Here is a 21,211-nt window from a genome sequence, read left to right as displayed (position 1 = left end):
GCGACACGAGGGGGAAACTACCCCGAACTACGCTCACAATCGCCCCGCTTTGAAAGGATGCTGATGCCAGCTTCTCGTGAAACCGCCTCCGCGTATTCTGCCCCAGTCGCCACAGCATCCGCTATGGACGCGACGCACGCCGTCACAACAGTGAGTCCAGGGGATGCCGCCATGACCGATCCAGACGCACCGCGCCGCGTCATCGTGATCGGTGGCGGCCCCGCAGCGCACCGCCTCACCGATGCCCTGCACTCCCGCGATACCGAGCACGCCCTCTCGATCGTCGTGCTGGCCGAGGAGAACCACCGGCCCTACGATCGGGTGGCGCTGAGCCAGCGTCTGGCGGGAATGATCGACCTCACGCTCGAGCCCACGGCGCCGTGGGACAGTGAGCGCGTCGCACTGCGCATCAACGAGCGAGCCACCAGCATTGATCGGTTCGCACACACCGTCACTACGTCAACCGGGGCCGTGCTCGACTACGACGACCTCGTGCTCGCCACCGGATCCAGTGCTCCTGTACCCGAGATGCCGGGTCGCGAACACATTCGGGTCTACCGCACCGTGGACGACGTCGACGCCCTCGTCGACGAGCTCGCCGTCCTCACCGTCTCCCTCGGCCGCACCCCCCGAGTCGTCGTAGCCGGCGGCGGTCTGCTCGGCCTCGAAGCGGCCGGCGGACTGCACAAGCTCGGCGCGGAATCCGCCATCGTGCATTCCGGCGGCTGGCTCATGTCGGCCCAGCTCGACGAGGGCGGCGGGCAGGCCCTCGGTCGGCTCATCGTCGCCCAGGGCATCGAGCTACACCTCGGCACCAGGGCCCGAACCATCCTCTGCGACGACGACAACGCGGTCACCGGCCTGCAGCTTGGCAACGGCCGCGACATTGCCGCCGACATGGTCGTCTACGCGATCGGCATCTCGCCGCGCGACGAGCTGGCGCGCGGGGCCGGACTGACCGTTGGCGTGCGCGGCGGCGTCACGATCGGTAACGACTGCCGAACGAGCGACCCCAGCATCTGGGCGATCGGTGAGGTCGCCAGCTGGAACGACCGCTGTGTCGGTCTCGTCGCACCGGCCAACGCCATGGCCGAGGTCGTCGCCGACCGTCTGCTCGGCGGCAGCGCCGACTTCACGACCGTGGACGATGCCACCAAGCTCAAACTTTCCGGTGTCGACGTCGCCAGCTTCGGTGACGCCCTCGCCCGCACGCCGGGCTCACTTGAAATCGTCTACGCCGACCCGGCGCGCGGGCTCTATCAGAAGCTTGTCATGACCGACGACGCCAAAACCCTGCTCGGCGGCATCTTTGTCGGCGACGCCACCCCCTACTCGGCTCTGCGGCCGATGGTCGGCCGCGAACTCAGCAGTGAGCCGGCCGCCTACCTCTCTGCGGCCGGTGCCGAAGCCCCGGGCGGCGACGAGCTACCCGACGACGCCCTGGTCTGCTCCTGCAACATGGTGTCGGCCGGCGCCGTGCGAAGCGCCGTGCTCGGCGATCAGCACACCGATGCCTGCACCGAACTCGGGGCGCTCAAGGCCTGCACGCGGGCCGGCACCCAGTGCGGTTCGTGTGTGCCGTTGGTCAAGAAGATTCTTGAGGCCGAGCTGACGGCATCCGGTCAAACAATCTCGCACGCACTGTGCGAGCACTTCGAGCTGAGTCGCCAGGAGCTGTTCGACTCTGTACGAGTGCTCGGGCTCATGTCGAGCGATGAGATCTTCTCCCGCTTCGGCACCGGCCGCGGCTGCGATATCTGCAAGCCCGCCGTCGGCTCGATCCTGGCCAGCCAGAACTCCTCTTATATTTTGGATGCCGGTCGCGGTACCCTGCAGGACACCAACGACCGCGCCATGGCCAATATGCAGAAGGACGGCACCTACTCGGTGGTTCCGCGCATTCCGGGCGGTGAGATCACGCCGACGAAACTCGCCGTCATCGCGCAGGTCGCGCTCGACTTTGACCTCTATACCAAGATCACCGGCGGGCAGCGGATCGACCTGTTCGGCGCCCGGCTGGAGCAGCTGCCCGACATCTGGCGCATCCTGGTCGACGCCGGCTTTGAATCCGGTCAGGCCTACGGCAAGGCGCTGCGCAACGTGAAGTCCTGCGTCGGCTCGACCTGGTGCCGCTTCGGGGTGCAGGATGCCGTGGGCCTCGCCATTCGGCTGGAACTTCGCTATCGCGGCCTGCGCGCGCCGCACAAGTTCAAGTTCGGGGTGTCGGGCTGCGCCAGGGAGTGCGCCGAAGCACGCGCCAAAGACGTGGGCATCATCGCCAGCGACAACGGTTGGAACATGTATGTTGGCGGCAACGGTGGTTTTCAGCCCGCGCACGGGCAGCTGCTGGCGACCGACCTCGACGAGGAAACCCTGATCAAGTACATCGACCGCTACATGATGTATTACATTCGTACGGCCGATCGGATGCAGCGCACGGCGCGCTGGATGGAAGATCTGGAGGGCGGCCTCGAGCATGTGCGCGAGGTCGTCATCAACGACTCGCTCGAATTGGCCGAGGAGCTCGAGCAGGCCATGCTCGCCCACGTCGACAACTATGAAGACGAGTGGGCGGCCACGCTCGCCGACCCGGAGCGTCTGCGCCGCTTCCGGTCCTTCGTGAACGCGCCGACCGAACCCGACCCGAGCATCGCACTCGTTACGGAGCGTGACCAAATCCGGCCCGCGACCCCGGCCGAACGAGCCTCGTCGAGTACTGTTCTACTAAGTGGAAGCCGCATTCCCGTTCGAAAAGAGTAAGAAAATGACAACCCAGAATTCTCGTGCGACTGGGTCAGTCAGCGCCGGGTCGGTCACTCTGGTCGGCGGTGGCCCCGGCGCTGCTGAGCTACTGACCGTCGCCGCCGTCACCGCTTTGCAACGAGCGGATGTCGTGCTGTTCGACCGCCTCTCGCCCAGCGACGACCTCGGCTCACTCGCCCCCGGCGCAACCCTCGTCGACGTCGGCAAGCGCGCCGGCAGCCATCCGGTCTCGCAGGCCGGGATCGAAGAGCTGATGGTCGAGCATGCCCTCGCGGGCAAGCGCGTGGTGCGGCTCAAGGGCGGCGACCCCTATGTGTTTGGGCGCGGAAGCGAAGAAGTGCTTGCCTGCCACCGCAACGGTATTGCGGTCACGGTCATTTCCGGTGTCACGAGTGCGATCGCGGTGCCGGCGGCGGCGGGAATTCCGCTGACGCACCGCGGTATCAGCCACGCGTTCACCGTGATCAGCGGCCACGCGCCACTCACCGACAACGAACTCGAGGGCCTCACGCTGCTCGGAAGTACCATCGTCGTGTTGATGGGCGTTGGTACGCTGCCCACCCTGAGCCAGGGCCTGCTGCGCCACGGCATGCCCGCGCGGATGCCCGTGGCCATTATCGAACGCGGGTTCAGTGCCACCCAGCGCACCACCGTGAGCACGCTGGCAACCGTGCTGGCGGATGCCGCAGCGGCCGGCGTGCGCAGCCCGGCTGTGCTGGTCATCGGTGAGGTCGTGCGCCTCGCTTTCAGCGGCGACACTGCCGCGAACGACCTCGTGGCCCGGGCCGCTGAGTTCACGGTGACCGCCTGATGGCCAGCGGGGCCGGACCGGTTTCGGACAGCGAGCCGGGAGCATGCGCTGCGAAGCTGCCCGCGCACCGCGTGCCAAAGCCGGCGACCGAGCCGATCGAGGTGGCGGCTCCCTTTCTACAGCCGAACCAGCTGGACGGGTTTCGGATCGGCGTGACCAGCGATCGCCGCTCAAGCGATTTGATCGACGCCTTTGAACGGCGCGGTGCCCGGGTTGTGCACGCGCCAACGCTGCGCATCGCCCACTCTCAGCAGGACGGTCCGCTGCTCGATGACACCAGAACCCTCATCGCCGCGCGACCCGATATTCTGCTCGCGACGACCGGCTACGGCGTGCGACGCTGGTTCGAAGTAGCCGAGGCCGACGGCCTCGGCTCGGAGCTGACCGACGCACTCGCCGATACCACGATTCTGGTGCGCGGGCCGAAAGCACGCGGCGGCATTCGCGCCACCGGGCTGAACGACTCTGGCATGAGTCATTCAGAGACCACCGCTTCCCTGGTCGATAAGGTATTGGCCGAGTATCCGCCGGGACTTATCGTCGGCATTCAGGTTCATGGCGCCACCGACGAGGTGCAACTCGACCGGCTGCGCGCGGTGCACGAGCGCGTGCTGGTCGTTGCGCCGTATCGGTGGATCGCTGTCGATGACAGCGACGAACGCGTGTACAAGCTCGTCGAGGCTATCTGCTCCCGCCAGCTCGACTGCGTGACCTTCACGAGCGCCCCGGCCGTGCACGCCCTGTTCACTGCGGCGGAAGGCATGGAGGTCTATCCGGAACTCATCGCGGCGCTGCAGACGCAGGTGTGCGCCGCCGCCGTCGGCCCGGTGACCAGCGCCCCGCTCATTGCGGCCGGGATCGCGCCGATTCAGCCGACCCGGTTTCGCATGGGCGCGCTGATTCGGCTGGTCTGCGAATACCTGGAACAGAACATGATCGAACGGGTCGAAACGCAGAACGGGCTCGTGCAGCTGCGCGGTTCGATCGTGCAGGTTGGCGAGGAGCGCGTGCAGCTGCCGCCGACAGCGCTCGCGATTATGCGGGCGCTGGTTAGGGCCCGCGGCGCGGTCGTTTCCCGTGACGACCTCACCCTGTCACTGGCCGCCGACTCCGACGATCACGCCATGGAGGTTTCGCTCAGCCGGCTGCGGCAGACGCTCGGTGTTCCCGGGCTGGTCGCGACCGTGGTCAAGCGCGGCTACCGGCTCAACGTGTAGCTCTTTGGGCATCGACGCTCCCCCGCTGCTCGCGTTGCGCGGGAGGTACGCCAGTACGCGGGAGTTCCGGCGTGGCCACAAGTCCCGCGAAGCCAGGGGCGCGGGAGCTGCGCCAGTACGCGGGAGTTTCGCCTCCCGCGTAGCGGCGCAACTCCCGCGCGCCGTGAATCCCGTGGTTAGGGGCGGTCGGTCGTGGGATCGGATGCCGCGGCATCCGCTTCGGAGGCGGGCGCAGCATCCGTTTCAGCGTCAGCTTCAGCTTCAGCTTCAGCGTCAGCGTCAGCTTCGGCTTCGGCTTCAGCTTCCGCTTCAGCTTCGGCCGCATCCTCTGCCAGCTCTTCGAGCAGGCCGGGCGGCGGCGTAATCGTGACCAGGCCGTTTTTCACGTCGACGCTCGGCACGATGGCCTTCACGAACGGGATCATGACGTCGCCGGTGGGCGTCTTCACGATCAACAAATCTTGCGCGGGCATGTGCTCGAGGCGACCGATGGTGCCGATGCGCACGCCGTCACGCATGACGGCGAGGCCGATGAGCTGGTGGTCGTACCAGGCGTCTTCTTCATCCGACTGCTCGGCGACGTCCGCGTCGATCCAGAGGATCGCCTTGGCGAGCGTTTCTGCCGTGGAACGGTCGGGAACATCCTTGAAAAAACCGACCGCGTGCTGGTTGTACCAGCGCAGTTCGACGAGTTCGATCGTCTTGCCGTGCCAGGCCGAACCGGTCGGAACCTGCAGGGTGAACACGGCGCCCGGGACGAAACGTCGTCCCGGGTCATCCGTGAACAGTTCGAGCTTGATTGCTCCCTTGAGGCCGTGAGCCTTGGTCAGGCGCCCCACCCGTAACTGCTGGGTGCGGTCCTTCTCGCTGTCGTTCACTGTTTGTAGTTCATCGAACTAGAAATCGGTGTCGACGACGTCGACGCGAACGCGTCGACCATCGGCCAGAGCTGCAACGAGGGTGCGCAGGGCCTTGGCGGTGCGACCAGCACGACCAATGACCCGGCCGAGATCCTCGGGGTTCACACGAACCTCGAGTACCTCGCCTCTTGCAGAGTTCTTTTCTGCAACGTGCACATCGTCCGGGTGATCAACGATCCCCTTGACGAGGTGTTCGAGCGCGGGAGCAAGCAACAGTTACGCCTCTTCGGTTGCTTCGGCAGCAACCTCGGGGGCCTTGGCGGCCGGCTTCTCGGCCTTGGGCTTGAGAACCGGCTTCTTCTTCTCGTCAGCGACGAAAGCAGCCTTCGGTTCCTTCACCTTGACGGTGCTCTTGGCGTTCTTGTCGCCCTTGAAGATTCCCCAGTCGCCGGTGAGCTTGAGGAGTGCAGCAACCTGCTCGGTCGGCTGAGCGCCGACGCTGAGCCAGTACTGTGCACGCTCAGACTTGACCTCGATGACCGAGGGCTCCTCTGTGGGGTGGTAGATGCCGATTTCTTCGATGACTCGACCGTCGCGCTTGGTGCGCGCGTCGGCAACGACAATACGGTAGTACGGTGCACGGATCTTGCCCATGCGCTTCAGACGGATTTTGACAGCCACAATTCTCCAGTGTTGATTCGGTGTTTGGCGAACCTTGGGCCGTGAGCGTGGGGGCACACTCGGCATAAGCTCTATAGGATCACGTTGCACCGAGATAGAGGGTCGGGCACAACGGATCGCGACTAATCATTCTGTCAGAGATTGCGCACATTGTGATAATCGACCGTCTACGCTTTCATCGGCCCACCCAAGGAGTATCCCGTGTCACTCGAATTCGCCCGATCCGCCCGCTCCACCGTGGGCATCGAGTGGGAGGTCGCCCTCGTCGACCGCGCGAGCGGCGACCTGGTCAATATCGCCGACGAGGTGCTCGACGCCCTGCGCTGCCCCGACGGCGCGGCCCATCCCACCATCACCGGTGAGCTGCTGCTCAATACGGTGGAGCTCGTCTCCGGCGTACACGACACCGTCGGGCATGCCGTAGCGGATGTTGCCGGCCAGCTCAGCGAGGTACGCCGCGCCCTGGAAGGACGTGGCGTTGACGTGATCTGCAGCGGATCGCATCCGTTTGCCCAGTGGTTTGACCAGACCGTCACCGACAAGGCGCGCTATCACAGACTCATTGACCGCACGCAGTGGTGGGGTCGCAACATGATGATCTGGGGCATCCACGTGCATGTGGGCATCGAGGACAAGGCCAAGGTCATTCCCATTATGAACGGCCTGCTGACCTATGTTCCTCACCTGCAGGCGCTGAGTGCCTCAAGCCCGTTCTGGGCTGGTGTCGATACCGGCTACGCCAGCAACCGCTCGCTCATGTTCCAGCAACTGCCGACGGCCGGCCTGCCCTGGGACCTGCCCGACTGGGACGCCTGGGAGCGTTACGTCGACGACATGGCGGTGACCGGCATCATCGACGACGTAACAGAGGTGCGTTGGGACATTCGCCCGTCACCGCGCTGGGGCACAATCGAAATTCGGGTCTGCGACGGCGTCTCGACCACCGTGGAGCTCGGCGCAATCGCCGCGTTCATCCAGTGCCTGGTCGAGTGGATGTCCACCCGCCTCGATGCGGGAGACGACGTACCGCGCATGCAACCGTGGTTCGTGCGCGAGAACAAATGGCGGGCGGCCCGCTACGGGCTGGGCGCCGAGATCATCCTCGATGCGGCCGGCAACGAGTGCCTCGTAACGGATGACGTGCGTCGCCTCATCGAGATCCTCTCCCCCGTGGCCGAGCGGCTCGGCTGCCTGCCGGAGCTGCAGGGTCTCCACCGCATAATCGACGACGGCGGCAGCTACCAGCGACAGCTCGCCGTGGCCGCTGCCTCGGGCGGCAGCCTGCCCGCGGTCGTTGCGGCGCTCAGCCACGAACTCGCGCAGGGGCTCGGGAGCTAGCATGGCGCACCGGCAACGGGCCGACTCGGCCCCTGTGGATGGCGGTCCGGAAAAGACGTGCGCGTCGTGTGGGCGCCGGATCGAGTGGCGCGCGAAGTGGGCGCGCGACTGGGATTCGGTGAAGTACTGCTCGGACTCGTGCCGTAACCGCGGGGTCACCGCAACCGATCTCCGGTTGGAAGAATCGATCACCACGCTGCTCGCTGCCCGGGCGCTGACCGCCACGATCTGTCCGTCCGATGCGGCGAGGGCGGTCGGCGACGAGGAATGGCGCGATCTTCTGGAACCGGCCAGACGAGCCGCCCGCCGCATGGTCGCCCGCGGTGAACTGCAGATCACCCAGGGCGGCGCCGTGGTCGATCCATCGACCGTGAAGGGTCCGATTCGCCTGCGGCGGGCGCGCTAAGGGGCTGTTCAGTCGGGCGGCGCGAGCGACCAGGCCAGATAACATTTGGGTAGGGAAGCAGTACGAGAGGTTTTCGAATGTCGAACGATCACATCCTGGTGACCGGCGCGACCGGCAACGTCGGTCGCGTCGTGGTGGAACGGCTGCTCGCTGCCGGGCTCAGGGTGCGGGCCGCGGGCCGTTCTACCGAATCTGTGGCCCGGATTTTCGGTGATCGGGTCGAGGCCGTCGCCCTGGACTTCACTGACAAGACCACCTGGCGAGCCGCGTTCGCGGACATCCAGCGGATGTTCCTGCTGCGGCCGCCACATCTGGGCAAACCGAAGAAGCAGATGATTCCCGCTCTCGAGTTCGCGCAGCAATCTGGTGTGGAGCAGATGGTCTTTCTCTCGCTGCAGGGCGCCGAAAAGAACAGGGTCGTACCGCACGCCGCCATCGAAGCCTGGCTTCGCACCTCGGGGGTCACCTGGACGTTCGTTCGCGCCTCGTTTTTCCACCAGAACCTCTCCACCACTCACCTGACCGACATTCGTGATCGCGACGAGATCGTCGTTCCGGCCGGCCGGGGCGCGACAGCATTTGTCGACGCGGAAGACATCGGTGCGATCGCCGCGGTCGCCCTGCTCGACCCAACGTCTCACGCCGATACCGCCTACACCGTGACGGGGAGTGAGGCACTCACCTACCAGCAGGTCGCCCAGATCTTGACGGCCGAACTCGGCCGCCCCATTCGGTATGCCCGACCCGGCATCGTGCGCTATCTCCGCCACGCACGTCGCACCCTCGGCATGCCATGGGGAATGGTTTTAGTCACTTCGGCGATCTACACCACGGCCCGCCTCGGCATGGCGGCCGAGCTCACCGACACGGTGCGCGCGGTGCTCGGCCGCGAACCCATTCGCTTTGCCGAATTCGCCCACCGCGAGCGCGCGGTCTGGAATCCCGCACAGACCTCAGCCGACCTGGCTTCCACCTGACAATCCCGCTTCCGGTCGGCTACCTCGTCGAAAGACTCAGTTGCCGTGTGCCTCGATCGAAACCGGCTGCCATTCGTTCCACGTCGCCAGTCGCGACTCGTAGTCCTTCGTCGCGATGCCCAGGGGCGCCTTGCCGAAGAAAATGCGCAGTGGCGGCTTCTCTGCATCGACGACCTTGAGGATCGCGCCCCGGGTGGCCTTGGGGTCGCCGGGATCGTTTGCAGAGGGACGGCTCGCCGCCACCTGTCGCACATCGGCGTACTCCGCCATCTCCTCGCTCCGCGAAGCGGAGGGACCCGACCAATCGGTCGAGAATCCGCCGGGTTCCACCAGCGTCACGTTGATACCGAAGCCCGCAACCTCCTGGGAGAGTGACTGTGAAAAACCCTCGAGTGCCCACTTCGACGCATGGTAGATACCGACGGTGGGAAAGGCGCTGATACCGCCGATACTCGATACCTGGATGATGTGACCCGAACCCTGCTTTCGCATGGCGGGCACCGCCGCCTGTGTGATCCAGAGCGCGCCGAACAGGTTCGTCTCGATTTGCGCTCGAGCCTCGTCTTCGGTCAATTCCTCGACCATGCCGAAATGACCGTACCCAGCGTTATTGATGACGATATCGAGCTGGCCGAAGTGCTCCGCCGCCTTCTGCACGGCCGCGAAATCCGCATCCCGGTCCGTGACGTCGAGCCGAATCGGTAAAAAAGTATCCGGGTACTTCTGAACCAGAGCATCGAGAGTTTCCAGCTTTCGCGCGGTGCCTGCGACACTGTCGCCACGCTCAAGCGCAGCTTCCGTCCACTCGCGGCCAAAGCCCTTGGACGCGCCAGTGATGAACCAGGTTTTGCTCATGGGTATGTTCCTTTCAATGGATGACCTACACGGGAAACGTTCGACTCTCGCGCCCTGACCGGTCTAACTGTGGCGAACCTACTACGCAATCGGCTACGGTGGCGAGCGGTCTTCGTCATCCTCGGCACGTGGCTTCGGGGCCGAATATTCATCAGGCATTTTTGCTGTCGCGCCACGCCAGCCAGTCGATGGCTTTACCCAGGTCGTAGTCCGGCCCGGTGATTCCGACGGTGAACAAGCGGGTACCGAGGTCGTAGAGTGCGTCCGCGTCAGCGATGGTACGCCCGCGCAGCTCGGTAGAGATTTCGATCTCGGCGATATCCCGGCCAACCTCGTCGCACCACGCTCCCAGCACACCAAGCTTATGTTCGAGTACCTCGGGGTCGGAGAACGAGTGCCAGATGTCGGCGTGCTGGGCGACGATGCGCAGCGTTTTCTTTTCGCCGCCGCCACCGATGAGTACCGGGATGTCGCGGGTCGGCGGCGGGTTGATCTTGGCCCAGCGTGCCTCGATGCGCTTCAGACTGTCGTCGAGGGCGTTCAAGCGGGTGCCAGGCGTGCCGAACTCGTAGCCGTACTCCTGGTAGTCGCGCTCGAACCAGCCGGCGCCGGTTCCGAAGATGAAGCGTCCGCCGCTGATGTGGTCGATCGTGCGGGCCATGTCGGCCTGCAGATCGGCGTTGCGGTAGCTGTTGCAGTTGACCAGGGCGCCGAATTCGATTGTCGTCGTCTGCTCGGCCCAGGCCGCGAGGATGGTCCACGATTCGAAGTGCAGGCCGTCGGGCGCGCCAGTGAGCGGAAAGAAGTGGTCCCAGTTGAAAGCGACGTCGAAGCCTCGCGCCTCGACATCGGTGAGCGTGTCCCGAATCTTGACATACTCGGCGTGCTGCGGGGCGATCTGCACGCCGATGCGCACCTTCTGATTCCTCGTTGAACTCATGTACCCAGCCTAGGACCGCCACCGATTCGTGCCGCGACCGCCCGCGCCGAACGAAGACCGCTTCACGCGCATAACTCCTGCAATTTCTTCGCCGATCATCGCGGGTCCCAGTAATTTGCTGGGCTCGGCATTCTAACGGTCACGATTTGCAGGAGTTATGCGCGGTGCGCGCGCTCAGTTAGCAGGTTGGATACATGTTCCGGGCCCGGGCCCGTCGAGGAATAGGTGCGGGGATCGGATGCTACCGGCCGAGCATTTTTTGCAGCGCGGCCATTTCTTCTTCGGTGGGGCCGCCGGCCTTGCCCTTGCCGGGCTGGGCGCCGGAGCCGAGACCGAAACCCGAGCCTGGCGCATCCGCTGAAGCGGTCTCACCGACGGGTTTGACTCCCGAGGCGATCGCGGCGTTCTCGGCGGCGCGCTTGGCGGGGTTTCCCGACTTGGAGCCCTTCTTCTTCTGTGCCACCTTGGGCTTGCCGCCGTAGCCGGCGCCGGGGATCGGTCCCATGCCGGGAATGTTGGGCATTCCGCCCTTAGCGACCGTCTTCATCATCTTGGCGGCCTGCTCGAAGCGCTGCACGAGCTGGTTGACCTCGGTGACACTCGAGCCTGAGCCCTTGGCAATGCGCAGGCGGCGCGAGCCGTTGAGCAGTTTAGGAGTGGTGCGCTCGAGCTTGGTCATCGACTGGATGATGGCCTCGGTACGCACGATCTCGCGCTCGTCGAAGTTCTCGAGCTGCGCCTTCATAGCGCCGGCGCCGGGCAACATGCTCATCATCTTCTTGATCGAACCCATGTTGCGCAGTTGCTGCATCTGGCCGAGGAAGTCGTCGAGGGTGAAGGTGTCGGTCGCAAACTTCTCGGCGACCTTGCGGGCCTCGTCCTCATCGAACGCGCCCTGCGCCTGCTCGATCAGGGTGAGGATGTCACCGAGGTCGAGGATGCGGCCGGCCATGCGGTCGGGGTGGAACGGCTCGAAGTCGTCGAGCCCTTCACCGGTGGAGGCGAACATGATCGGCCGCCCGGTGAGCGAAGCGACCGAGAGAGCCGCGCCACCGCGGGCGTCGCCGTCGAGCTTGGTGAGCACGACGCCGGTGAAGTCGACGCCGTCCTGGAAGGCCTTGGCCGTGGCGACAGCGTCCTGGCCGATCATGGCGTCGATGACGAAGAGCACCTCGTCGGGATCGATCGCCTTGCGAATGTTGGCGGCTTGCTTCATGAGCTCGGCGTCGACGCCGAGCCGGCCAGCGGTGTCGACGATGACGACGTCGTGCACCTTCTGCAGGGCATACTTCACACCATCGCGGGCGACCTTGACCGGGTCGCCGACGCCGTTACCTGGCTCAGGTGCATAGACGGCGACGCCGGCCTGCCTGGCCACGACCTCGAGCTGGGTAACCGCGTTGGGGCGCTGCAAGTCGGCGGCGACGAGCAGCGGGGTGTGGCCGTCTTTGGCAAGCCACTTGGCGAGCTTGCCGGCGAGGGTGGTCTTACCGGCTCCCTGCAGTCCGGCGAGCATGATGATGGTCGGCGGCTTCTTGGCGAACTCCAGCCGGCGCTGCTGGCCGCCGAGAATGGTGATGAGCTCGTCATTGACAATCTGCACGACCTGCTGGGCGGGGTTCAGAGCCTTGCTGACCTCGTCGCCGAGGGCGCGCTCCCGCACCTTGCCGGTGAAATCCTTGACGACCTCGAGGGCGACGTCGGCGTCGAGCAGCGCGCGGCGAATCTCACGAACGGTGCCGTCGACATCCGCTGCGCTGAGCTTGCCCTTGGTGCGGAGGTTTTTGAACGTCTCGGCAAGACGATCTGAGAGGTTTCCAAAAGTTGCCATGATGCGTTTAGTTTAACCGGTGGCCGCCGCTACTTCTAAACGGATGCTGCGGCGCACGTTGTGCCGATTCGGGCTGGCCTCAGTTGATCGCAGCAATTGCACTCGGGGCGACCAGCCGTTCGACCGCACGGATGACGTTGGCACGTCGGGCTGCTATCGCCGCCGAGTCGGAACCGCCGGCGTTCGTCAGTACCACGCCGGGCTCGTGCACCCAGGCGGAGGCGATGCCGAAGACGAGCGTCATGAGCGCTGCCGGCTCCCACGATGCGTCGACCCGGCCGGCGGCCTGGGCCAAGCGGATGCGGCGCACCTGTTCGTCTCGATAGCCCAGCATGACTTCCAGGGCCGGCAGCCAGGTACCGTCGGTTTCGAGACGCGCCCAGTCGATCATGCGCAGATGGTCGCCGTGCTGCACGGCGTGGTCGAACAAGGCGCCGGCGAAGGCCGGTACGTCGTGGTCGGTCAGTACGGCGTCGCTCGTGAACTCGCGCAGATTGAGTTCCAAAACCTCGAAAAAGAGGTGTTTCTTGTCGGAGTAGTAGGCGTAGAGGCGTTCCTTGCTGGCCGACGCATTCTTGGCGATGCGGTCGATGCGCGCCCCGGCGAGGCCGTAAGCGGCGAATTCTGCCCGCGCAGCCTCAAGAATGCGGGTCTGGGGGTCTGCTCCATTGCGTGCCATACCCCAACTATAGCCAACAATTCATATAAAACGAACTAGTTCGTTTGGTTTTGCCGATAAGGTTGCAGCATGTCGACCCCACCACGCAGTACCGTTCCGCCCGAATCAGCCAACACGATTGAATCCCCGGCCACGCCGCCCTCGTCGGCGGGCGCGGCATCCGCCTCGCTGAAGGCCGGGGCCAACCCGCGCCGCTGGTGGCTGCTCGCCATTGTCGCGCTCGCCCAGCTCACCGTCGTGCTCGACGGGACCATTGTGAATATCGCACTCCCGCAGGCGCAGATCGCGCTCGGCATGAGCGACGGCGACCGCACCTGGGTCGTCACTCTCTACTCACTCGTGTTTGGCGCGCTCCTGCTGCTCGGCGGACGCATCGCTGACTTCTGGGGCCGTAAGCGCTCCTTCATCGTGGGGATGGCCGGGTTCGCCATCGCGTCGGCCCTTGGTGGCGCCGCGCAGAGCACGTGGGAACTGCTCGCTGCCCGTGGTCTGCAGGGGCTGTTCGCGGCATTGCTCGCTCCGGCCTCGCTCGCCCTGCTCACCGTGAACTTTCCCGGCGGAAAGGACCGGATCAAGGCTTTCGCTGTGTACGGAGCAATCGCCGGCGGCGGCGCGGCCGTCGGTCTCGTTCTCGGCGGGGTGCTGACCGAATACGCGAGCTGGCGCTGGTGCCTTTACGTGAACGTGCCGATCGCCGTCGTCGCGATTGCGGCCGCCCTTCCGATGATCCGGGAGAGTAAGGCACACGGCAACACGCGCTACGACGTGCCCGGGGCTATTCTCGTGGCGTTCGGTCTCGGATCCCTGGTCTTCGGCTTTGCACAGGCCGAAAATGGCTGGGGCAGCTGGCCCGTGCTCGTCTGCCTCCCACTCGGACTTATGCTGCTGGCGCTGTTCGTGTTTGTGGAGAGTAGGTCCAATCATCCGCTGTTGCCGTTACGCATTATCGTCAACAGGGTGCGCGGCGGCGCCTTTCTGACCGCTTTGCTCTCCGGCGCTGCGCTGCTCGGCGGGCTGCTCTTTCTCACGCTCTATTTTCAGATTGTGTTGGGCTACTCGCCGATTCAGTCCGGCCTCGCTTCCCTGCCGATGACCGTGACGATCATGATCGGTGCGGGTTTACTGTCAAGGTTTCTGCCTCACACCGGCGTGCGCATTCCGATGACCGTCGGACCGGTCGTCGGCGCAGCTGGCCTACTTTGGCTGACACAGATCACTGTGGACGGCAACTATGCATTGGAAGTGCTGCCGGGGCTCATTCTGCTCGGAGCGGGCCTCGCCCTGATCTTCGTGCCGCTTCAAAACGTGGCCCTGTCGGGAATCGCCGAACACGACGCCGGCGCGGCGAGCGCGGCCGTGACGGCCATGCAGCAGGTCGGCGGATCGCTTGGAACCGCGCTGTTCACCGCGCTCTATACGGCCGCCGTGAGTTCGTATCTGGTTGGCCAGGTTCCCTCTCAGGCCGCACAGTTCGGTGCGCTCGTGAGCGGCTACCAGTCCGTCTTTCTGTGGGCGGCCATCATCATCTTCGCGGCGGCGCCCATTGCATTCTTCCTGGTACGCCCGCGGGAGCAAGACCTGCTTGGCGCGGGAGCCGCGGTGCACCTCGGGTAGCCGGGCACGCAGCCCGCGCACGCTCCCGGCCCACCTTATGAAAGCGGGCCCATGATAGATCATGGGCCCGCTTTCGGGGCCCGGGCCCCGTCCAATCAACTGTCGAGGGCCACCAGGACCGTGTCGCCGTGCACGTCGATCGTCACGACGAGCAGGCCGTCGGTGTCGTCGGGACTGATGGCATACTCGAGCACCGCGAAGTGCGCCTCGTTGCTGGCGTGATGCGGGTGAAAACCGATGCGCTGTAGGCGCAGCGAGCGCAGAAAGTCAATCTGCTGGTCGCCGGAATCCCAGATGATGGCGTTTTCGATCGCCTCCTGGTCCATCTCGTCGAGCTGCTCAGCGATGTACTGGCTCGTCACCGACACCTCAGCCGACAGGTCGGCCACGAGGGACTCGCGCACCTGGGAGTCGAGGTCCTCCATCGAGCCGATCATCGCTGCAGCGATGTCGAGCGCTTCGGCGGTCACCGAGTCTTCATCGGGCGAATTGAGATCGATTTCGACGCTCTGGTCGCCGAGCTCGGCGGAGTCCGACCAGTACACCTCTCCTTCGTCTTCGTCGCCGAGAATTCCGAAGAAATCGTGTTCAATGCTCATAGTGCTCCTCTAAAGTTCTTCATCAGCCGACGAGTTTCTGGGCGAACACGTGCGGCGTGAAACCGGTGAGGTCGTTGATGCCTTCACCCTGCCCGACCAGTTTGATCGGAATGCCCGTCTTCTCCTGCACGGCCAGCACGAAGCCGCCCCGCGCTGAGCCGTCGAGCTTGGTCAATACGAGGCCGGTGACCCCGGCGTGTTCGATGAACGCTTCGGCCTGGGCGAGCCCGTTCTGGCCGGTCGTCGCGTCGAGCACGAGCAGCACCTCGGCGATCGGTCCCTGCTTCTCAACCACCCGCCGAATCTTGGTGAGCTCGTCCATCAGGCCGCCCTTGGTCTGTAGCCGCCCGGCGGTGTCGATGAGCACGATTTCGATGCCCTCGTTCTTCGCCTTCTCGACGGTCTGGAAAGCGACGGATGCCGGATCCTGGCCGGTCATCTGCGGCTTCACGATCTGCGCGCCGGCACGTTCGGCCCAGGTCGACAGTTGTTCGACAGCCCCGGCCCGGAAGGTGTCGGCCGCGCCGATCACGACGCTGCGGCCGTAGGTGTTCAAGAACTTAGCGAACTTGCCGATTGTCGTGGTCTTGCCGACGCCGTTGACGCCGACGACCAGCACGACGGCGGGGCGCTCGGACAGTGTGAGGGTGGAGTCGAGGACCGAGAGCCGCTCTTCGATGCCTTCGCGCAGCATCCGCTGCAGGTCGGTCGGGTCGGTCGTGTTGTATTTGGCGACCTTGGTACGCAGGTCGGTGATGACCGCATCGGTGACACTCGGCCCAAAGTCGGCCTGCAGCAGGGCGTCCTCGAGGTCGTCCCAGGTGTCAGCGTCGATGGTCTTCTTCGCGAACATTCCGCGCAGTGCGCCGGAGAGGGACCAGGGGGTTCGTTCAGCCATGTGCCTAGCCTACGGGGACGCCGCCGCCTTCGGCGCGGCGAGCACCACGGGCCGGTGGCAGCACGCCAACGGCCGACCAAACACTCGACCGGTTCCGCGCAATCTGTGTGACGTCGCGTGACAGTGTGTGACAGCACGTGACCCCCTCGCCGCCCTCTGTTCGTGCGCCGCAGTAGCGTGAGTGTCGTTGCTTCGGTTTGTGAACCCCGGGGCGGCGCCGCAAACCGAGGGAGCAGACGTGCCTAACGAAACCGAGACGGTGCACAGCGAAACGGCCGTGACTGCAAACGCACCGGTCGCGACCAAACTGCCCGCAGCCCGCCCGCCGCGGCCGTCCACCCGCCCGAACGGCCAGTGGAAGATAGACGGCACCGAACCGCTCAACGGCAACGAGGTCTGGAAGCAGGTCGACAACGGCATCGCAGTCCGTGGCCGCATCGAAGAAATCTATTCCAAGCAGGGGTTTGATTCCATTGACGGAACCGACCTGCACGGCCGTTTTCGCTGGTGGGGCCTCTACACGCAGCGCAAGCCCGGCATCGACGGTGGCAGGACCGCGACCCTCGAGCCGGAAGAACTCGAAGACCGCTATTTCATGCTGCGGGTACGCATAGACGGCGGCCAGCTCACCACCGAACAGACGCGTGTGATCGGTGAGGTCTCCCGCGACTTCGGCCGCGACACCGCCGACATCACCGACCGCCAGAACGTGCAGCTGCACTGGATCCAGATCGAGGACATGCCCGAAATCTGGCGCCGCCTCGAAGCCGTCGGCCTTGAAACCACCCAGGCCTGCGGTGACGTACCCCGCGTCTTCCTCGGCTCCCCCGTGGCCGGCATTGCCGCAGACGAACTGATCGACCCGACCAAGGTCATCCAGGAGATCGCGCGCAAGTATCTCGGCACCGACGAATTCGCCAACCTTCCGCGCAAATTCAAGACCGCCATCACGGGCCACCCCAGCCAGGACGTTGTGCACGAAATCAATGACATCGGCCTCGTCGCCGTCGACCACCCCGAACTCGGCATCGGCTATGACCTGTGGGTGGGCGGTGCCCTCAGCACCACCCCGCGCTTCGCCGAACGGCTGGGTGCCTTCGTGGCCGAAGACCGAGTGTCCGAGGTCTGGCGCGGCGTCACCTCGATCTTCCGGGACTACGGCTACCGTCGCCTCCGCGGCAAAGCACGCCTGAAGTTTCTACTCGCCGAATGGGGCACCGAGAAATTCCGTCGCATCCTCGAAGATGAATACCTCGGCTACCCCCTGCCAGACGGCCCCGCCGCGCCGCGCCCGAAAACACAGGGCGACCACATTGGTGTGCACAAGCAGAAGGACGGCCGCTTCTACATCGGCGTGGCCCCCTTCGTCGGCCGAGTCTCCGGCCAGACCCTCATCCGCCTTGCCGACCTGCTCGAGGCCTACGGCTCGAGGCGGCTGCGCACGACCCCGCATCAGAAAATCGTGGTGCTCGACGTGGCGGAGGAGCACGTGGAGCCCCTCATCGCGGCGCTCGACGAGATCGGGCTTTCGGCCCGCCCGAGCCTGTTCCGCCGTTCCACCGTCGCCTGCACCGGCATCGAATTCTGCAAGCTCGCCATCGTCGAAACCAAGCAGACGGCAACGGATGCAATCCTTGAGCTTGAAAAACGCCTCTCCACCATCGATGCCCCGCACCCCATCACCCTGCACGTGAACGGATGCCCCAACTCCTGCGCCCGTATTCAGGCGGCGGATATCGGGCTGAAGGGCCAACTGCTGCCGGACGGCAACGGCGGTTCCACCCCCGGTTTCCAGGTACACCTGGGCGGCGGTCTCGCCTCGGTCGATCGCGAAGAAGCCGGCCTCGGCCGCACCGTGCGCGGCCTCAAGGTGACCGCCGAGAACCTCACCGACTACGTCGAACGCCTCGTGCTCCGCTTTCTGGCCGCCCGCAGCGCCGACGAAACTTTTGCGCAGTGGGCACACCGCGCCGATGAGGAGGACCTCAAATGAGCGCTGTCAACCTGAACGCCCGCGCTGCGGCATCCACTGCCCGCGACCTGCCGCCGCGTCGACCGAGCGCCGAGCTGCAGGCCCTCGCCGAAGCTGGCTCGGCCGAGCTCGCCGCGGCCGCTACCGCCAACAATCGTGAAGCCACCGCCGCCGAGGTCATTGCCTGGGTCGCCCGCAATTTCGGCGCTGACTCTGTCGCCGTCGCCTGCTCCATGGCCGACGCGGTGCTGCCCGAGATCGTCTCGCAGCAGCTGCCCGGCGTCGACGTACTCTTTCTCGACACCGGGTACCACTTCGATGAGACCTATGCGACCCGCGACGCGGTGGCTGCCGCCCTGCCGGTGACGGTTGTCGACGTGTTGCCGCTGACGACGGTGCCGGAGCAGAATGCCCTGCACGGCGCCGAACTCTTTGCCCGCGACGCGAACGCCTGCTGCGCGATGCGCAAGGTCGAACCACTACAGCGGTCGCTCGGCGGCTACGAGCTGTGGTTCACCGGCGTACGCCGCGACGAGGCACCCACCCGCGCCAACACCCCGCTCATCACCTGGGATGAACGCAACGGCCTGGTGAAAGTCAACCCGGTTGCCGCCTGGAGCTACGACGAACTCATGGACTACGCCACCGAACACCACGTTCCCGTGAACGTACTGCTATCCCAGGGCTACCCCTCCATTGGCTGCGCCCCCTGCACCCAGCCCGTCGCGGCGGGTGCCGATCCCCGTTCCGGCCGCTGGGCCACCCTCGAGAAGACAGAATGCGGGCTCCACCTATGACCATTACACCGGCACTAGCTCACCGCCTCTCCGAACTCGACGTGCTCGAAAGCGAAGCGATCCACATCATTCGTGAGGTCGTCGCCGAGTTCGAACGCCCTGTGCTGATGTTTTCCGGTGGCAAGGACTCCGTCGTCGTGCTGCACCTTGCCGCGAAAGCCTTCTGGCCGGGCAAGATTCCCTTCTCGCTGCTGCACGTGGACACCGGCCACAACTTTCCCGAAGTGCTCGAGTTTCGCGACAAGACCGTCGCCGCGCACGGCGTACGCCTGACCGTGGCCAAGGTCGAGGAGTACATCGCGGACGGCCGCCTGGCGGAACGCGCCGACGGCACCCGCAACCCCCTGCAGACCCTCCCTTTGCTCGACGCTATCGCAGCCGGTCGGCACGACGCGGTCTTCGGCGGTGCCCGTCGGGACGAAGATAAAGCGCGTGCCAAGGAGCGCATCCTCTCGCTGCGCGATGAATTCGGGCAGTGGGACCCGCGCAACCAACGCCCGGAGCTGTGGAACCTCTACAACGGCCGCCACACCGTCGGCCAGCACGTTCGCGCCTTCCCGATCAGCAACTGGACCGAACTCAACGTCTGGCGTTACATCGAACGCGAGAACATCGAACTGCCCTCGCTCTACTACGCCCACGAGCGTGAGGTGTACCGCCGCGACAATATGTGGCGTGCCGTCGGCCCGGTCAGCCCAGCACGGGCCGACGAGACCATCGAACTTCGCACCGTGCGGTATCGCACGGTGGGTGATATGAGCTGCACCGGCGCAGTCGACTCGGCGGCGGTATCCGTGTCCGACGTCGTGCGCGAGGTGGGGGTATCCACCATCACCGAACGCGGCGCGACCCGCGCCGACGACCGCATCTCAGAAGCCGCCATGGAAGACCGCAAAAAGGAAGGCTACTTCTGATGCGCGCGTCGATCGCCGCCATCGGCGCAGCCCTAGCGGCGACGCTGCTGCTGAGCGGATGCTCCGGCGCGGCCTCCGCCGGAAGCGCCACCGGACCGGCCGAGGAACTGCGCCTCGGCTATTTCGACAATCTCACCCACGCCCCGGCCCTGGTCGGCCTCGAGCAGGGATTCTTCACCGACGCCCTCGGCGAGACGACCCTGAACGCCCAGGCTTTCGGAGCGGGTCCGGCCGCAATCGAGGCACTCAGCGCCGGCGCGATCGACGCCGCCTATGTGGGTCCGAGCCCGGCCGTCAACACGTTCGTGCAGAGCGCCGGGCAGAGCGCGGTCATCGTGGCAGGCGCAACTATCGGCGGCGCCGCCCTCGTCGTGCGCGACGGTATCGACTCGCCCGCCGATCTTGCGGGCACGACTCTCGCCTCACCGCAGCTCGGTAATACGCAGGACGTCGCCCTGCGTTCCTGGCTCAAAAGCGAGGGCTATGAAACCAGTACGACCGGTGGCGGTGATGTGACGGTCGCGCCGACCGACAACGCCCGCGCGTTCACCCTGCTTCAGAGCGGGCAGATCGACGGCGCCTGGCTGCCGGAACCCTGGGTGTCTCGCCTGGTGCTCGAAGCGGATGCCCACGTGCTCGTCGAGGAGGCCGACCTGTGGCCGAACGGCGAGTTTCCCACGACCGTGCTGCTCGTCGGCGCCGATTTCAACCGCGACCACCCCGAAACGGTGCGGGCCCTTTTGGAGGGCCATACGGCATCCATTGCCTGGCTGAACGAACATCCCACCGAAGCGGCCGCCGTGATCAACAAGAAACTTGCCGCCGACACCGGTAAGCCCCTCGCTGACGCGGTCATCGAACGTGCCCTGGGCGGCCTGCACTTCACCAATGACCCCCTGGCCGACACTTTTTCGATCTCGCTGCAGAAGGCGGTCGCTTCCGGCACCGCGAAAGACGGCGACCTCACTGGCTTGTTTGACCTGACCCAGCTCAATGGCATTCTCGCCGCAGCATCAGGCGCGCCCATTTCGGCCGCCGGACTCGGAACGGAGTAATCGC

General features: G+C 65.4%; 20 protein-coding genes. 11 read left to right on the top strand and 9 right to left on the bottom strand.

Translation table 11 applies throughout. The features are described from left to right. The first annotated feature begins 171 nt into the window (after window positions 1–171). The 3 genes from nirB (at window position 172) to E3T51_RS05780 (ending at window position 4,791) form a co-directional block, all read left to right on the top strand. On the top strand, window positions 172–2,760 hold the full coding sequence (gene nirB, locus E3T51_RS05790; protein ID WP_134529398.1) for a nitrite reductase large subunit NirB: 2,589 nt from the start codon (window positions 172–174) through the stop codon (window positions 2,758–2,760). Between the two features lie 4 nt (window positions 2,761–2,764). Beyond that, complete coding sequence (gene cobA, locus E3T51_RS05785; RefSeq protein ID WP_134528722.1) at window positions 2,765–3,574, top strand: uroporphyrinogen-III C-methyltransferase; 810 nt, start codon at window positions 2,765–2,767, stop codon at window positions 3,572–3,574. A gap of 71 nt (window positions 3,575–3,645) precedes the next feature. Further along, window positions 3,646–4,791: a uroporphyrinogen-III synthase gene (locus E3T51_RS05780; protein ID WP_241989193.1), complete on the top strand. Its 1,146-nt coding sequence runs from the start codon at window positions 3,646–3,648 to the stop codon at window positions 4,789–4,791. A gap of 176 nt (window positions 4,792–4,967) precedes the next feature. Here E3T51_RS05780 and rimM read toward each other — a convergent pair whose 3' ends face one another. Genes rimM through rpsP form a run of 3 tightly spaced genes read right to left on the bottom strand, consistent with a single transcriptional unit; the run spans window position 4,968 to window position 6,332 of the window. Further along, entirely contained in the window at window positions 4,968–5,669 is a 702-nt protein-coding gene (gene rimM, locus E3T51_RS05775) for a ribosome maturation factor RimM (RefSeq protein ID WP_338145146.1), read from the bottom strand. Between the two features lie 18 nt (window positions 5,670–5,687). Beyond that, window positions 5,688–5,924, bottom strand: coding sequence for an RNA-binding protein (locus E3T51_RS05770; RefSeq protein WP_092108900.1), 237 nt, complete (start codon window positions 5,922–5,924; stop codon window positions 5,688–5,690). Window positions 5,925–5,927: 3 nt separating this feature from the next. Next, the gene (rpsP, locus tag E3T51_RS05765; protein ID WP_104191590.1) at window positions 5,928–6,332 is read right to left on the bottom strand and encodes a 30S ribosomal protein S16; all 405 of its coding nucleotides are present in this window, start codon (window positions 6,330–6,332) and stop codon (window positions 5,928–5,930) included. A gap of 201 nt (window positions 6,333–6,533) precedes the next feature. Between rpsP and E3T51_RS05760 the strand changes: the two genes are divergently transcribed. The 3 genes from E3T51_RS05760 (at window position 6,534) to E3T51_RS05750 (ending at window position 9,053) form a co-directional block, all read left to right on the top strand. Continuing rightward, window positions 6,534–7,670 (top strand): glutamate--cysteine ligase, encoded by a 1,137-nt coding sequence (locus E3T51_RS05760; protein WP_104191589.1) that lies wholly within the window; start codon window positions 6,534–6,536, stop codon window positions 7,668–7,670. A gap of 1 nt (window position 7,671) precedes the next feature. Then, window positions 7,672–8,076: a DUF2256 and DUF3253 domain-containing protein gene (locus tag E3T51_RS05755; RefSeq protein ID WP_134528718.1), complete on the top strand. Its 405-nt coding sequence runs from the start codon at window positions 7,672–7,674 to the stop codon at window positions 8,074–8,076. Window positions 8,077–8,153: 77 nt separating this feature from the next. Then, window positions 8,154–9,053, top strand: coding sequence for an SDR family oxidoreductase (locus E3T51_RS05750; RefSeq protein WP_134528716.1), 900 nt, complete (start codon window positions 8,154–8,156; stop codon window positions 9,051–9,053). Window positions 9,054–9,089: 36 nt separating this feature from the next. Here the strand turns inward: E3T51_RS05750 and E3T51_RS05745 are convergent, their stop codons facing one another. The 4 genes from E3T51_RS05745 to E3T51_RS05730 form a co-directional block, all read right to left on the bottom strand. Beyond that, window positions 9,090–9,908 carry an SDR family oxidoreductase gene (locus E3T51_RS05745; RefSeq protein ID WP_134528714.1) on the bottom strand — a complete coding sequence of 273 codons (819 nt, stop codon included), beginning with the start codon at window positions 9,906–9,908 and terminating at the stop codon, window positions 9,090–9,092. Window positions 9,909–10,059: 151 nt separating this feature from the next. Then, complete coding sequence (locus E3T51_RS05740; RefSeq protein ID WP_134528712.1) at window positions 10,060–10,848, bottom strand: LLM class F420-dependent oxidoreductase; 789 nt, start codon at window positions 10,846–10,848, stop codon at window positions 10,060–10,062. Between the two features lie 241 nt (window positions 10,849–11,089). Next, window positions 11,090–12,679, bottom strand: coding sequence for a signal recognition particle protein (gene ffh, locus E3T51_RS05735; RefSeq protein WP_134528710.1), 1,590 nt, complete (start codon window positions 12,677–12,679; stop codon window positions 11,090–11,092). A gap of 79 nt (window positions 12,680–12,758) precedes the next feature. Beyond that, the gene (locus E3T51_RS05730) at window positions 12,759–13,358 is read right to left on the bottom strand and encodes a TetR/AcrR family transcriptional regulator (protein WP_134528708.1); all 600 of its coding nucleotides are present in this window, start codon (window positions 13,356–13,358) and stop codon (window positions 12,759–12,761) included. Between the two features lie 69 nt (window positions 13,359–13,427). On the opposite strand from E3T51_RS05730, the gene E3T51_RS05725 reads away from it, so the two are divergent. Beyond that, entirely contained in the window at window positions 13,428–14,972 is a 1,545-nt protein-coding gene (locus E3T51_RS05725; protein WP_134528706.1) for an MFS transporter, read from the top strand. A 95-nt stretch (window positions 14,973–15,067) separates the two neighbouring features. Here E3T51_RS05725 and E3T51_RS05720 read toward each other — a convergent pair whose 3' ends face one another. Both E3T51_RS05720 and ftsY read right to left on the bottom strand, forming a co-directional pair. Beyond that, a complete protein-coding gene (locus E3T51_RS05720; protein WP_104191581.1) occupies window positions 15,068–15,571 on the bottom strand; it encodes a DUF2004 domain-containing protein in 504 nt (167 codons plus the stop codon). Window positions 15,572–15,593: 22 nt separating this feature from the next. After that, entirely contained in the window at window positions 15,594–16,469 is an 876-nt protein-coding gene (gene ftsY / locus E3T51_RS05715) for a signal recognition particle-docking protein FtsY (RefSeq protein WP_134528704.1), read from the bottom strand. 277 nt (window positions 16,470–16,746) lie between these two features. Between ftsY and E3T51_RS05710 the strand changes: the two genes are divergently transcribed. From E3T51_RS05710 to E3T51_RS05695, 4 genes are read left to right on the top strand one after another with little or no spacing between them, the layout of a single operon-like run. Beyond that, complete coding sequence (locus tag E3T51_RS05710; RefSeq protein WP_174844572.1) at window positions 16,747–18,462, top strand: nitrite/sulfite reductase; 1,716 nt, start codon at window positions 16,747–16,749, stop codon at window positions 18,460–18,462. Continuing rightward, window positions 18,459–19,238 (top strand): phosphoadenylyl-sulfate reductase, encoded by a 780-nt coding sequence (locus E3T51_RS05705; protein WP_134528702.1) that lies wholly within the window; start codon window positions 18,459–18,461, stop codon window positions 19,236–19,238. The genes E3T51_RS05710 and E3T51_RS05705 overlap by 4 nt, the downstream gene beginning before the upstream one ends. Continuing rightward, window positions 19,235–20,152: a sulfate adenylyltransferase subunit CysD gene (gene cysD / locus E3T51_RS05700; protein WP_174844567.1), complete on the top strand. Its 918-nt coding sequence runs from the start codon at window positions 19,235–19,237 to the stop codon at window positions 20,150–20,152. Before E3T51_RS05705 ends, cysD begins: the two co-directional genes overlap by 4 nt. Next, entirely contained in the window at window positions 20,152–21,207 is a 1,056-nt protein-coding gene (locus E3T51_RS05695) for an ABC transporter substrate-binding protein (RefSeq protein WP_134528698.1), read from the top strand. Before cysD ends, E3T51_RS05695 begins: the two co-directional genes overlap by 1 nt. Window positions 21,208–21,211 lie beyond the last annotated feature (4 nt).

It is taken from the genome of Cryobacterium serini (assembly GCF_004404025.1).
Lineage (GTDB): Bacteria > Actinomycetota > Actinomycetes > Actinomycetales > Microbacteriaceae > Cryobacterium > Cryobacterium serini.
The sequence above is the reverse complement of the archived record's forward strand: the minus strand, read 5'-3'. Positions and strand labels throughout refer to the sequence as shown.

What these genes read in the sequence shown, in the direction of transcription:
- nirB (WP_134529398.1), top strand. Translation starts at nt 172, where the DNA reads ATGACCGATCCAGACGCACCGCGCCGCGTCATCGTGATCGGTGGCGGC.
- cobA (WP_134528722.1), top strand. Translation starts at nt 2,765, where the DNA reads ATGACAACCCAGAATTCTCGTGCGACTGGGTCAGTCAGCGCCGGGTCG.
- E3T51_RS05755 (WP_134528718.1), top strand. Translation starts at nt 7,672, where the DNA reads ATGGCGCACCGGCAACGGGCCGACTCGGCCCCTGTGGATGGCGGTCCG.
- E3T51_RS05750 (WP_134528716.1), top strand. Translation starts at nt 8,154, where the DNA reads ATGTCGAACGATCACATCCTGGTGACCGGCGCGACCGGCAACGTCGGT.
- E3T51_RS05745 (WP_134528714.1), bottom strand. Translation starts at nt 9,908, where the DNA reads ATGAGCAAAACCTGGTTCATCACTGGCGCGTCCAAGGGCTTTGGCCGC.
- E3T51_RS05740 (WP_134528712.1), bottom strand. Translation starts at nt 10,848, where the DNA reads ATGAGTTCAACGAGGAATCAGAAGGTGCGCATCGGCGTGCAGATCGCC.
- ffh (WP_134528710.1), bottom strand. Translation starts at nt 12,679, where the DNA reads ATGGCAACTTTTGGAAACCTCTCAGATCGTCTTGCCGAGACGTTCAAA.
- E3T51_RS05730 (WP_134528708.1), bottom strand. Translation starts at nt 13,358, where the DNA reads ATGGCACGCAATGGAGCAGACCCCCAGACCCGCATTCTTGAGGCTGCG.
- E3T51_RS05725 (WP_134528706.1), top strand. Translation starts at nt 13,428, where the DNA reads ATGTCGACCCCACCACGCAGTACCGTTCCGCCCGAATCAGCCAACACG.
- E3T51_RS05720 (WP_104191581.1), bottom strand. Translation starts at nt 15,571, where the DNA reads ATGAGCATTGAACACGATTTCTTCGGAATTCTCGGCGACGAAGACGAA.
- ftsY (WP_134528704.1), bottom strand. Translation starts at nt 16,469, where the DNA reads ATGGCTGAACGAACCCCCTGGTCCCTCTCCGGCGCACTGCGCGGAATG.
- E3T51_RS05705 (WP_134528702.1), top strand. Translation starts at nt 18,459, where the DNA reads ATGAGCGCTGTCAACCTGAACGCCCGCGCTGCGGCATCCACTGCCCGC.
- cysD (WP_174844567.1), top strand. Translation starts at nt 19,235, where the DNA reads ATGACCATTACACCGGCACTAGCTCACCGCCTCTCCGAACTCGACGTG.
- E3T51_RS05695 (WP_134528698.1), top strand. Translation starts at nt 20,152, where the DNA reads ATGCGCGCGTCGATCGCCGCCATCGGCGCAGCCCTAGCGGCGACGCTG.